Consider the following 12,690-nt stretch of genomic DNA (forward strand, 5'->3'; position numbering starts at 1 on the left):
AGGTTCCTTATGCCAAAACGCAAGTCGGGCTATGAAGAGATGCTTGAAGATGTGGTTGAGACACTCAAGCACAGCCCGGAAGAGGTCAATCACGTCTTAGAGCAATCGGGAAAGGTGGTCGCAGCTGCGAATGACATGACCAAAGACGAGCTCGCGCTGATTTCGGCGTATGTGAAATCGGATCTGAAAGAGTTTGCTGACAGTTATGAAGAGGGCAAAAGTGGGCCGTTTTATCTGATGATTGCAGACTCCATCTGGCAGGGGTTGTTGGAAATTACCGATCGAACCAAAGTCGAGTGGGTAGAGCTGTTTGCCGACCTCGAGCATCAGGGATTGTATCAGACCGGGGAGATGATTGGGCTCGGTGTGCTGGTATGTGAAAACTGCGGGCATCGCGTTGAGTACAATCATCCGACAGAAATTGTTCCGTGCATCAAATGCGGCAACACGGCGTTTAGTCGGCAGCCGCTCAAGCCATAAAAAAACAAGCCCCTGTCATGCAGGGGCTTGTTGTATGGTCAGTGTTTACGTCGGCTCAGCAGATAGCCGGCGATCAGGCTGAGTAGTGTCCACGCGTATAACGGCCAGCTGCCAACCAGGCGATACGGGGTTTGGCCGCTCGTTGATTCCAGTTCGGCTCGCAAAACGCCCGTCTCAAACTGTGGCAGTTGTGTGAGGACGTTGCCTTTGTAATCCGTCACCGCGGTCACGCCATTGTTGGTGGATCGAATCAAGGGTTTGCCCAGTTCCAGCGCGCGCATACGGGCGATCTCCATGTGCTGCAAAGGACCGATTGATCGCCCGAACCAAGCGTCGTTCGATAACGTCAGAATGAAATCCGTTTCGTCTGTCACATTTTGTCGGACCTGTTCATTGAAGATGATCTCGTAACACAGTGCCGGTGCCATGTGACGGCCATTGGCCACTATGTTTGGCTGCACAAACGCTCCGCGACTGAATGATGACATTGGCAGATTAAAGAACGGCGCCAGTGGGCGCAGGATGCGTTCAAATGGCACAAATTCACCGAACGGCAGCAGATGATGCTTGTGATAGCGTTCGGTCGGGTCATACTCATAATCGCCGTATGGCGTGCTGCCGAGCGACAGAATACTGTTGTAAAACTTTTTATTCTGACCCATGTTGACGACGCCGGTGACGATTGCGCTATGGTTGAGGCGTGCCGCTTCATCCAGGTTGCGTAAGTAGGACGGGATTTCGAATTCAAACGCCGGTATTGCGGCTTCCGGCCAGACAATAATGTCGGCGTCCCAGTTTTCGCGGCTGAGGTCCGTGTACTTCATGATGGTCGGCCAGCGTTGGCTGGGTTTCCACTTGAGCTCTTGTGGAATGTTCCCCTGGATCAGTGCGACCGTGGTTTTGCTGTCTGGATTGGGCGTTACCCAGTCGATATTACGCAAGCCATACCCGGTGGCAAAAATGACCAGTGGGATCATGATGGTGCTCCAGGTGCGATGAACGATGGCATACATTAACGCACCGGCACACATCATGATCAGCAGCGTGAGCAGTTCAACGCCGCCAAGCGGGGCAAAGTTGGCGAGCGGGCTGTCAATCTGGCTATAGCCGAGCCAGAGCCACGGAAAGCCCGTCATTACCCAGCCGCGTAACCAGTCAAAGATCAGCCACAATACCGGCGCAGCCAGTAAGTAGCGGCTGCGGTTGCTGCGAGGGAAAAAGCGGTTTAGTGACCAGGCCCATAGCGCCGAATAAACCGACAAATACCCCACCAGAAGTGCCATCAGGAAGACGCTGGCGATTTTGGGCATGCCGCCGAAGTTATCGATACTGACATGGACCCAACTGATGCCGGTGGCAAACTGTCCGAGGCCCCAGGCGTAGCCGATGGCGAGTGCGTGTCTTGCCGATTGTTGGTAAAGCAGTGCCAGAAGCAGAAGTGGGCTAAGCAGGGCCAGAGGCCAGAGTTGATAGGGGGCAAAAGCAAGGGTGGTTAAGGCGCCAACAAAAGCGGCCGCAACGGGCCGCTTGAGGCGATGAAGTAGCGATTTCATCATCTGTTATCATTCTGACAGACCCCGAAAGGGGTGGTTAGCGTTACTCCCCGGCCGCTTGAGGCAGAGGCTGTTCATCCGGAACCGTTACCTGAAGTTGAACGACTCGGCGATTGTCCGCAGCTGTCACTTTGAAACTGTAGCTGTCGATTTCCACAATTTCACCACGAGAAGGCAGGTGACCGAATGCGGTCATGACCATGCCGCCGACGGTATCCACTTCTTCATCACTGAACTGGGTGCCGAACGTTTGGTTGAACTCTTCTATGGTGGTCAGTGCTTTGACTGCATAGGTGTGCTTACTGAGTTTACGGATGTCCATTGCTTCTTCGTCGTCGAATTCGTCTTCGATATCGCCAACGATCTCTTCGAGAATATCTTCAATGGTCACCAGACCAGAAACACCACCGAACTCATCTACGACAATTGCCATGTGATAACGTTCCTCACGGAATTCTTTCAACAAGCGATCAACCCGCTTGCTTTCCGGAACCACGACCGCAGGACGGATCACTTCTTCGATATCAAATGGCGAGCTGTCTGAGCCCAAATACTTGAGTAAGTCCTTCGCTAGCAGAATGCCTTCCACATGGTCTTTGTCTTCACTGATGACCGGGTAGCGGGAGTGCTGAGCATCGGTGATCAGCAGAACCAGCTTATCCAGATCATCACTGCGTTCTACAGTGACCATCTGTGAGCGTGGGATCATGATATCACGCACGCGCATTTCGGAGATTTCCATCACCCCTTCGAGCATGTCTCGGGTGTCATGGTCAATCAGGTCGTTGACTTCGGAGTCTCGGATGACATCCACTAATTCCTGGCGATCTTTCGGTTCGCCCTGGAACAACTGACCCAGGCGTTCAAAGAAGGACTTTCTACTCGGACCTTCAGATTTTTCTTTTTTGCTTTCCGTTGAACTCGGAGAATTATCGTCGCTCATTATTTCTCAATTAAGTAACGCTATCAGAAGTGTGATAGCACACATTGACGGTGAGGCATCCCAATGATGCCCCGGCTCGGGAAATAGCCGGAACCGTCACGAACGAAGCAGGGCGTTAGCACTACTCCTTTTCTGCCAGATACGGGTCAGTGTAACCCATCGCCAGCATGATTTCTGTTTCGAGGGACTCCATCTCTTCTGCTTCATCCTCCTCGATATGGTCATAACCTAGCAGATGCAGACTGCCATGTACAACCATATGTGCCCAGTGGGCCTCCAGTGGTTTCTCTTGTTCTTTCGCCTCGTTTTCAACGACTTGACGGCAGATGACCAGATCGCCCAACAGGTTCATTTCGATGCCCGGTGGCGCCTCAAACGGAAATGACAGCACATTTGTCGGCTTATCTTTACCGCGATAGTCGCGATTGAGCGCCTGACTTTCTTCGTTGTCAACGATCCGGACGGTGACTTCGGCGTCGGCCTGAAAACGCTGGATGGCGTTATCCAGCCAGCGCTGAACATCCTGCTCTGATGGCAGGCCGGATTCTTGTTCGACCGCCAATTGCAGATCAAGTTCGATAGTCATTACTTACTGGTTTCCTGAATCGAAGTCGGTGTGGTGTTTTGCTCTGAGACGGCAGCATCGCTCTGTTTGGCTTCGCGCTCTTCACGACGGCGACGTTCATACTCTTTGCGTTCTTTTTGATCCTGCGCTTCCCATTTCTCATACGCATTCACGATGCGGGCCACCACAGGGTGACGTACCACGTCATCAGACTGGAAGAAGTTAAAGCTGATTTCGTCGACTTCATTCAGTACTTCAATCGCATGACGCAGACCTGATTTCGCGCCGCGTGGCAAATCGATCTGAGTGACGTCACCGGTAATGACGGCGCGTGAGTTAAAGCCAATACGGGTCAGGAACATTTTCATTTGCTCTACCGTAGTGTTCTGGCTCTCATCGAGAATGATAAACGCATCGTTGAGTGTACGGCCTCGCATGTACGCAAGAGGCGCGACTTCAATCACGTTGCGCTCAATCAGCTTTTCCACACGTTCGAAGCCGAGCATTTCAAACAGCGCGTCGTAGAGTGGGCGCAGGTACGGATCGACTTTCTGGCTCAGATCGCCGGGCAGAAAGCCTAATTTTTCACCGGCTTCGACCGCTGGGCGGGTCAGCAGAATTCGGCGGATTTCCTGACGCTCCAGGGCATCCACGGCCGCCGCGACCGCCAGATACGTCTTACCGGTACCCGCAGGACCGATACCGAAGCTGATATCATGGGTGACCATGTTCACCAGATACTGAGCCTGATTCGGCGTTCTCGGTTTGATGACCCCTTTTTTGGTCTTAATGAACACTTCTTTGCCGTGCTCAATACTGGATTCGCTGGCTTGTTCCAGTACACCGGACTCTTTGATCGCTAAATGGATCTGCTCAGGTTCAATATCCGGAATATTGCCACGTAGCGGAGCGGTGTCGACGTACAGTGTTTTGATGATATCCAGTGCCGCAGCGGAAGTGTGGGGTTTCCCGACGATAGTAAAAAAGTTGCCTCGGTAGCTGATTTCAACGCCCAGACGGCGTTCGAGGTGTTTGATGTTGTCGTCGAAAGGGCCGCAAAGGCTGGCCAGGCGGCGGTTGTCTGAAGGTTCTAGGTTGATTTCCAGAGTTACTATTTTTGTGCTCAATGTTGCCTCTCATTTTGCCATTTTAGCGGAAGCCCGATTGCGACCGGGCTTCCCTATGGCAGGTTATACGAACTTAAGGCGTAAATGTAGCGACACCCAGTTCGTCTTCGCGACGTGTTTTGGCCATCATCTGAGTGGGCGAAATCACCTGGCGAAGGTTCATGTCTTTCTCTGTGCGGAGCAGTTCACCACGCAGAGAGTTCGGGAATACGTCAACGATCTTCACGTCAACAAACTGACCAATAAGATCCGCCGATCCTTCAAAGTTTACTACACGGTTGTTCTCAGTACGACCACGAAGTTCCATCAGGTTCTTCTTCGACGGGCCTTCAACCAGAATGCGCTGTTCGGTGTCCATCATCAGGCGCGAGTAACGCATCGCCTGGCTGTTGATGGTCTGTTGTAGCTCGTACAGGCGCTCTTTTTTGGTTTGCTCGGACAGATCGCAAGGGTAGTCTGCCGCCGGTGTACCCGGACGAGGAGAGAAGATAAAGCTGAAGCTCATATCAAAATCCACGTCACGGATCAGTTTCATGGTGTCCTGGAAGTCTTTGTCGCTCTCACCAGGGAAACCCACGATAAAGTCAGAGCTGATCTGAATATCAGGGCGCGCTTTGCGCAGTTTACGAATGATCGACTTGTACTCAATGCCTGTATGAGGACGCTTCATCATGGTCAGGATACGGTCACTGCCGCTTTGCACTGGCAGGTGTAAGAAACTCACCAGCTCCGGTGTATCTTCATAGACGGCGATGATATCGTCAGTGAATTCCAGTGGGTGGCTGGTGGTGAAGCGGATTCGGTCAATACCATCAATCGAAGCGACCAGGCGCAGCAGCTCTGCAAAGCTGCAGATATCACCATCGTGCATTGGTCCACGGTACGCGTTAACGTTCTGACCCAACAGGTTCACTTCACGCACGCCTTGTTCAGCCAATTGAGCGATCTCGAACAGCACGTCATCCATTGGGCGACTGACTTCTTCGCCACGGGTGTATGGAACAACACAGTAGGTGCAGTATTTAGAACAGCCTTCCATGATGGAAACGAATGCGGTTGCACCATCGGCACGCGGTTCTGGCAAGCGGTCAAACTTCTCGATTTCTGGGAATGAAATGTCCATAACCGGTGCTTCGTCGTCGCGTGACTGCTTGATCATTTCAGGCAGGCGATGCAGAGTCTGAGGGCCAAAGATAACGTCGACAAACGGCGCACGTTCACGGATATGGTCACCTTCCTGTGTGGCCACACAGCCGCCCACACCAATCACTACGCCCGGCTTTTTGTCTTTCAGTGTTTTCCAGCGGCCAAGCTGGTGGAAGACTTTTTCTTGTGCCTTTTCACGGATCGAACAGGTGTTCAGTAGTAGTACATCTGCTTCTTCTGGTTCTTCTGTCAGCTCGTAGCCGTTTGCCGCGTTAAGCAGATCAGCCATTTTGGATGAATCGTATTCATTCATCTGGCAGCCCCAGGTTTTAATTAGCAGTTTCTTACTCATCTCACTTTCGCTCGTGTTAATTCTCAACATAATGAACGTTACCGTTCAAATTATAGCCGCCCTCTCGGCGGTAAGCGGCGTATTGTACTGCTTTAAAAACCAACTGACCAGTATTGCAGTAAATTCTCTTAGAAGCCTTGTTTTTACTGGGTTTTGACCACACGCGGCTCAAGGTTTTTAGTTACATTTTGGTTATGAAAACGTACAATGAAAAACAGGTCGAAAATCAAGACGATGAAGTGCAAGAAATGAACAACTATGAAGTCGCCGTTGTCGGAGGCGGTATGGTCGGTGCCGCTATCGCACTCGGTTTTGCTCGCCAGGGGCGCAGTGTGGTGTTGGTGGAAGGGGCTGAGCCAAAGGCATTTGACGCCGCTCAGCCCATGGATATCCGTGTTTCAGCAATTTCTGAAACGTCGGTGGCTTTGTTGCGTGAACTGGGCGCCTGGGAAGATATCGCCGCGATGCGTGTCTGTCCGTATCGTCGATTGGAAACCTGGGAGCACCCAGAGTGCCGTACCCGCTTTGACGCAGAGTCGATGGCGCTGGAGCAACTGGGCTACATTATCGAAAATCGTCTGATTCAGCTCGGACTGTGGCAACAGTTCGACCAGTATGACAACCTGACCGTCAGATGTCCGGATACGCTCAGCGACATCGAATTCGGGGCGCGCAACCGTGTGACTCTCAGTTCTGGCGAGACGTTCGACGTCGAATGGGTCGTGGGGGCCGACGGGGCTAACTCGCACGTCAGACAACTGGCTGGTATTGGGGTGACCGCCTGGGACTATCGCCAGCACTGTATGCTGATTAGTGTTGAGACGGCGAAGCCGCAACAGGACATCACCTGGCAACAGTTCACCTCAGCTGGCCCGCGGTCGTTTTTGCCTTTGTGTGGTCATCAAGGATCACTGGTTTGGTATGACTCTCCGCAGAAAATACGCCAGTTAAGTGCGCTCAATCATGATCAGTTGCGTGAACAGATCCTCACTACGTTTCCTCCTGAGTTGGGCGATGTGAAGGTTCAGGGGATGGGCTCGTTTCCTCTGACCCGACGTCATGCACAGACGTACGCCCAGCGCGGATGTGTACTGGTGGGAGACTCGGCGCACACCATCAATCCCCTGGCCGGACAGGGAGTCAACCTCGGCTTCAAAGATGTGGCGGTGCTGTTGGACGAGAGTGACGGTCATGAGTTAGAGGCGGTTTTGCTCAAGCGGTATGAGCGTCGTCGTCGTCCGGACAATCTGTTAATGCAAACGGGGATGGATGTGTTTTACAAAGGCTTCAGTAATGATTTACCACCGCTGAAATTGCTGCGCAATGCCGCGCTGAAACTGGCGGAACATTCGGGGCCGGTGAAGCAACAGGTACTCAAATATGCATTAGGCATGTAAAAGTTTAACGACAAAAAAACGCTGCCTATGGCAGCGTTTTTTGTTGCATGACTAAGTGTTACTTAGTGACGCGAAGCACTGGCGTTTCACCAACAGTCACAGAACCAGACAGCTTGTTCAGCTCTTTGATTTCGTCCATGTTAGAGATAACCACTGGAGTCAGCGTAGATTTTGCTTTCTCTTCCAGCAGAGCCAGATCGAATTCGATGATAGTGTCACCTACCTTCACTGTCTGGCCTTCTTCAGCGATGCGCTTAAAGCCTTCGCCTTTCAGCTCAACAGTATCGATACCGAAGTGAACGAATAGCTCAACGCCGTCGTCAGATTCGATTGAGAACGCATGGTTGGTCTCAAAGATCTTACCGATAGTACCGTTTACAGGAGCTACCATTTTGTTACCCGCAGGTTTGATAGCGATGCCGTCACCAACGATCTTTTCAGCAAAAACAACATCTGGCACGTCTTCGATGTTTACGATTTCACCTGAAAGTGGTGCGATGATTTCGATTGCACCCGCGCTAGCGCTGTCGTCAGAGACCAGCTTCTTAAGTTTGTCAAACAGACCCATTGTGTCATGCTCCTAACGTTGAGTTTTTTTCTGTCGATTTATAGTATACCAATCATAGTCGATAGACGACTACTTTTAGTCGCCTATCCCTTTGGTATTAGCAGATTTATTGAGACTTTTCTGCAATAAATTTCTCTACACACGCTTCAATTTCATCAGCAGTCGGGAGAGACAAAGCCTCTTCTGCCATCGCTTTGACGTCAGCAAAGTTGGTATTGCGGATCACTTTTTTCACTTTCGGGATTGAGATGCCGCTCATGGAGAACTCATCCAGACCCATACCCAGTAGCAGTAATGTAGCGCGATCATCACCAGCCAGTTCGCCACACATACCGGTCCACTTGCCTTCAGCGTGAGACGCATCAATGACTTGCTTGATCACGTTCAGTACGGCTGGAGACAGCGGGTTATATAGGTGAGAAATCATTTCGTTACCACGGTCAACCGCCAGTGTGTACTGAGTCAGGTCATTGGTACCGATAGAGAAGAACGAAACTTCTTTTGCCAGATGGTGAGCGATTGCAGCAGCTGCCGGTGTTTCAACCATCACACCGATTTCGATGTTTTCGTCGAACGCCAGACCTTCAGTACGCAGCTCTGCTTTGTACTCTTCAATGGCTTTTTTCAGTTCACGAATCTCTTCAACAGAAATGATCATCGGGAACATGATGCGCAGTTTGCCATGAGCCGATGCACGCAGGATACCGCGTAGCTGATCACGCAGAATTTCACGGCGATCCAAGCTGATGCGAACCGCACGCCAGCCCAGGAATGGGTTCATTTCTTGTGGCAAATCCATGTATGGCAGGTCTTTGTCACCGCCAATGTCCATGGTACGGATGATGACGGCTTCGCCATGCATCGCTTCTGCCACTTCTTTGTACGCCTGGTACTGCTCTTCTTCCGTTGGCAGGGCGTCACGGTCCATGAACAGGAATTCTGTACGGTACAGACCAACGCCTTCGCCGCCGTTACGCAGTACGCCGTCACAGTCTTTTACAGTACCGATGTTGCCACACACTTCAACGCGGTGGCCGTCCAGAGTTTCGGCTGGCAGATCTTTGAGTTTCGCCAGTTCTTCTTTCTCTGCGATCGCTGCCGCCTGAACTTGCTTTGCTTCGTCGAGCTGAGCCTCGGACGGGTTAACGATGATCTGGTTGTTAACCGCATCCAGGATCAGAGTATCGCCGTTTTTCACACGTTTGGTAACGTCATTGGTACCCACAATCGCAGGAAGTTCGAGCGAACGAGCCATGATGGAAGTGTGAGAAGTACGACCGCCGATGTCGCACGCAAAACCCAGTACGTAGTCCAGGTTGATTTGCGCGGTTTCTGATGGCGTCAGGTCGTATGCAACCAAGATAACTTCTTCATTGATGTCACTCAGTGACACAATGTTGATACCCAGTGCATTTTTAACAAAGCGCGTACCGATATCGCGGATATCAGTCGCACGTTCTTTCAGATATTCATCGTCCAGAGATTCAAGCGCAGTGGCTTGCTCTTCGATCACAGTATGAATGGCGTTATCAGCGTGCAGCTTGTCGTTTTTGATAAGTGCTAGGATTTCTTCCTCTAGCTCTTCATCTTCAAGAAGCATGATGTGACCTTCAAAGATCGCTTCTTTTTCTTCACCAAAAGTTTCCAGTGCTTTCTGTTTGATCAGTTCCAGCTGAGCGGAAGATTTGTTGCGAGCGTCATAGAAACGCTGAACTTCTGCTTCAACTTGAGCGTCAGAAATAGTGGTCGTATTTAGGACAATTTCATCTTCTTGAAGTAGTAGTGCTTTACCGATAGCAATACCAGGAGATGCCAGGATGCCTGAAATCATAGCCTTACCTTAAATTGGTCAACTTTATAACGGGAGATTTATGAGTGCGCTAACGAATATTTGTAGCTTAAGTTTGGGCCTATTTCCAACAAAGCCATTTTGCGTGGGCAAAATGGCTTTGAAATAGGAGACCGGATTAGTGCAGTTGGTCCATCAGAGCAACTAGGTGGTCTACAGCTTGTTGAGCCTGAGGGCCTTCCGCTGAAATTGTTACTACAGTACCTTTAACCAGGCCAAGAGTTTGTAGTTTGAACAGGCTCTTTGCGCTAGCGCTTTTGCCGTTAGAAGTCACAGTGATGTCCGCGTCGAATGCTTTTGCTTCTTTTACGAACTGTGCAGCTGGACGAGTGTGAAGACCGTTTTCTGCAGTGATTTCTACTTGCTTCTCGTACATGTTATATACCCCAATTGATTTATTTTTTTCAGTTTCTTAACCAGTTTCAGCTTAACCGCAACTGTTGGGTTGCGCTAGCGCAACCCCGCCTTTTACGTGTTACAGCTGATACTGGAGTGAACTTTTTGCAACCGCTTTGCATTCCGTTAGGAAAACTAGCCGTCGATATAAATTCTTCCGCTTCTTTTATTTTGAAGCTAGAAATAAAGCTGACCCGATATTACCAAAGGTGAGGCAAGGATCAACAAAAAAGCCCCTAAAAGGGGCTTTTTTAAACCAAAAATTGATTTGACCACAGGTTTACTGTTGGTTCTCTTTGTCGGTAAAGATGCCCGCAAACAGGGCGGTACTGAGGTAACGCTCGCCAGAACTTGGCAGCACAGTTACAATGGTTTTTCCTTCAAATTCAGGTAGTTCTGCAAGTCGATTTGCCGCGACAACCGCTGCGCCAGAAGAAATACCGGCTAAGATACCTTCCTCTTCCATTAGGCGGCGAGCCATTTCAATCGCTTCTTCAGACGTCACGGCTTCTACGCGGTCAATCAGTTCCAAATCCAGGTTGCCAGGGATGAAGCCTGCGCCGATTCCTTGAATTTTATGCGGAGCAGGTTGGATTTCTTCGCCGGCGAGTGCCTGTGCGATAACCGGAGACTCGGCTGGCTCAACCGCAACCGACACGATCGCTTTGCCTTTTTCGCCTTTGATGTAACGGCTGGTTCCGGTCAGCGTACCGCCCGTACCGACGCCTGAAACAAACACGTCAATCTCTCCGTTGGTCGCGTCCCAGATTTCAGGGCCGGTTGTTTTTTCATGAATTTCCGGGTTGGCCGGGTTGTTAAATTGTTGCAGAAGCAGGTATTTGTCCGGGTTGCTGGCGACAATTTCTTCCGCTTTCGCGATGGCGCCTTTCATGCCTTTCGCCGCTTCGGTCAGTTCCAGATTCGCGCCAAGTGCTTTCAGCAGTTTACGGCGCTCCAAGCTCATGGACTCTGGCATTGTCAGCGTCAGTTTGTAACCACGAGCGGCGGCAACGAATGCCAGCGCAACCCCTGTATTACCACTGGTTGGCTCAACCAGTTCGACGCCTGGTTTCAGCTTACCCTGTTTTTCGGCATCCCAGATCATGTTGGCACCGATACGGCACTTCACGCTGAAACTTGGGTTACGCGCTTCTATTTTAGCCAGTACTTTGCCGTTGCTGACTTTATTCAAACGAACCAGGGGGGTGTTACCAATGGTCAATGAGTTATCTTCGTAGATCTTGCTCATGGTGATGTTCCTTCATTACACGTTTAGTGAATACACTGAAAAGCATATGTTGTTGGTAAAAAGCGGAAAAGGATTAAAAAGTTATAAGATATGAGACTGAAATAAGAAAGGTAAAGCGTGCAAATTGGCACCCACTTAAAAAGTCGGTGCCAGGATTTCTCAACGTTGCGGCGTTTTGAACTCAGAGACCCACATGGCGGTGGCACCACAGACCGCCACAGGCATGATGAATAAGTTGAGAATCGGAATGGTGGTGAACACTGCGACTAGTGCACCAAAGCCATACGCCTTACTTTGATTTTGTTTCAATTTATTACGCATGTCGTGAAACGGGACTTTGTGGTTATCAAATGGATAGTCACAGTACTGGATAGCCAGCATCCAGGCGGTAAACGCGAACCATAACACGGGTCCGAGTGTCTGACCCAAAGCAGGGATCAGCAGCAACAAAAACAGGCCAATGGCTTTGGGCAGCATATAAATCAGTTTACGCCACTCCCGGGCCATAACGCGGGGAACATCCTTAATAATGTCGAAAATGCCGTCGTCATTGATCTTGTGTCCGGTCAGCTTTTCTTCCACTTTTTCTGCCAGCAGACCGTTAAACGGGGCGGCAATGAAGTTTGCCAGGGTACTGAAGAAGTAGGAAAATGTGGCCAGAATGGTCAACACTATAATTGGCCAGAGGAGGTAGCTTAACCAGGACAGAAAATCCGGGAGTTGCCCCATCATCTGACCAATCCAGGTGTCGAGATGAGAGAATAAATAGAACAGCGCCCCTCCGACCAATAAGATGTTGGCCAGTAGAGGCATCATGACAAATCGGCGTATGCCAGGCTGAAAAGCCAGCTCCAGCCCGTAAAAAAAGTAGCCAAAACCGCTACGTTGTCTCAAATGTGTACTCATAATGTCTTAGGAATTAACGTTAATATTGCTGTTTTGTATTCTAACGAACCTTAACAGGAAAAAAAGCGTGGTCAAAGTCACACCATAAATAGAACTTCTAACATTAAGTTGTTCTAAAACGGGGGGTAGTTTTGGTAAAGTAACCTGAATACTATTGAC

At 50.3% G+C, this 12,690-nt stretch carries 12 protein-coding genes; 2 read left to right on the forward strand and 10 right to left on the reverse strand.

Annotation, left to right across the window (positions count from 1 at the left end; translation table 11 throughout):
• Positions 1 to 9: 9 nt before the first annotated feature.
• Positions 10 to 480, forward strand: coding sequence for a zinc ribbon-containing protein (locus CAG65_RS20035; RefSeq protein WP_161454760.1), 471 nt, complete (start codon positions 10 to 12; stop codon positions 478 to 480).
• A gap of 38 nt (positions 481 to 518) precedes the next feature.
• Here CAG65_RS20035 and lnt read toward each other — a convergent pair whose 3' ends face one another.
• From lnt to miaB, 5 genes are all read right to left on the reverse strand, one after another.
• Positions 519 to 2,036 (reverse strand): apolipoprotein N-acyltransferase, encoded by a 1,518-nt coding sequence (gene lnt, locus CAG65_RS20040; protein WP_161454761.1) that lies wholly within the window; start codon positions 2,034 to 2,036, stop codon positions 519 to 521.
• 40 nt (positions 2,037 to 2,076) lie between these two features.
• Positions 2,077 to 2,976, reverse strand: coding sequence for a CNNM family magnesium/cobalt transport protein CorC (corC, locus tag CAG65_RS20045; protein WP_021703761.1), 900 nt, complete (start codon positions 2,974 to 2,976; stop codon positions 2,077 to 2,079).
• A 121-nt stretch (positions 2,977 to 3,097) separates the two neighbouring features.
• Positions 3,098 to 3,562 (reverse strand): rRNA maturation RNase YbeY, encoded by a 465-nt coding sequence (gene ybeY / locus CAG65_RS20050; protein ID WP_021703762.1) that lies wholly within the window; start codon positions 3,560 to 3,562, stop codon positions 3,098 to 3,100.
• Positions 3,562 to 4,668 (reverse strand): PhoH family protein, encoded by a 1,107-nt coding sequence (locus tag CAG65_RS20055; protein WP_021703763.1) that lies wholly within the window; start codon positions 4,666 to 4,668, stop codon positions 3,562 to 3,564. Before CAG65_RS20055 ends, ybeY begins: the two co-directional genes overlap by 1 nt.
• A 73-nt stretch (positions 4,669 to 4,741) precedes the next feature.
• A complete protein-coding gene (gene miaB, locus CAG65_RS20060) occupies positions 4,742 to 6,166 on the reverse strand; it encodes a tRNA (N6-isopentenyl adenosine(37)-C2)-methylthiotransferase MiaB (RefSeq protein WP_021703764.1) in 1,425 nt (474 codons plus the stop codon).
• Positions 6,167 to 6,414: 248 nt separating this feature from the next.
• On the opposite strand from miaB, the gene CAG65_RS20065 reads away from it, so the two are divergent.
• Positions 6,415 to 7,563 carry a 2-octaprenyl-3-methyl-6-methoxy-1,4-benzoquinol hydroxylase gene (locus CAG65_RS20065; protein ID WP_161454764.1) on the forward strand — a complete coding sequence of 383 codons (1,149 nt, stop codon included), beginning with the start codon at positions 6,415 to 6,417 and terminating at the stop codon, positions 7,561 to 7,563.
• Between the two features lie 58 nt (positions 7,564 to 7,621).
• Here the strand turns inward: CAG65_RS20065 and crr are convergent, their stop codons facing one another.
• The 5 genes from crr to cysZ form a co-directional block, all read right to left on the reverse strand.
• Entirely contained in the window at positions 7,622 to 8,131 is a 510-nt protein-coding gene (gene crr / locus CAG65_RS20070; protein WP_021703766.1) for a PTS glucose transporter subunit IIA, read from the reverse strand.
• A 106-nt stretch (positions 8,132 to 8,237) separates the two neighbouring features.
• Positions 8,238 to 9,962 (reverse strand): phosphoenolpyruvate-protein phosphotransferase PtsI, encoded by a 1,725-nt coding sequence (gene ptsI, locus CAG65_RS20075; protein ID WP_161454762.1) that lies wholly within the window; start codon positions 9,960 to 9,962, stop codon positions 8,238 to 8,240.
• Positions 9,963 to 10,098: 136 nt separating this feature from the next.
• Positions 10,099 to 10,356: an HPr family phosphocarrier protein gene (locus tag CAG65_RS20080; protein ID WP_011078325.1), complete on the reverse strand. Its 258-nt coding sequence runs from the start codon at positions 10,354 to 10,356 to the stop codon at positions 10,099 to 10,101.
• A gap of 300 nt (positions 10,357 to 10,656) precedes the next feature.
• Positions 10,657 to 11,625: a cysteine synthase A gene (cysK, locus tag CAG65_RS20085; RefSeq protein WP_021703768.1), complete on the reverse strand. Its 969-nt coding sequence runs from the start codon at positions 11,623 to 11,625 to the stop codon at positions 10,657 to 10,659.
• 159 nt (positions 11,626 to 11,784) lie between these two features.
• Positions 11,785 to 12,531: a sulfate transporter CysZ gene (gene cysZ / locus CAG65_RS20090; RefSeq protein ID WP_161454763.1), complete on the reverse strand. Its 747-nt coding sequence runs from the start codon at positions 12,529 to 12,531 to the stop codon at positions 11,785 to 11,787.
• Positions 12,532 to 12,690 lie beyond the last annotated feature (159 nt).

It is taken from the genome of Vibrio sp. V39_P1S14PM300, assembly GCF_009904765.1.
GTDB classification, from domain to species: Bacteria; Pseudomonadota; Gammaproteobacteria; order Enterobacterales; family Vibrionaceae; genus Vibrio; species Vibrio proteolyticus.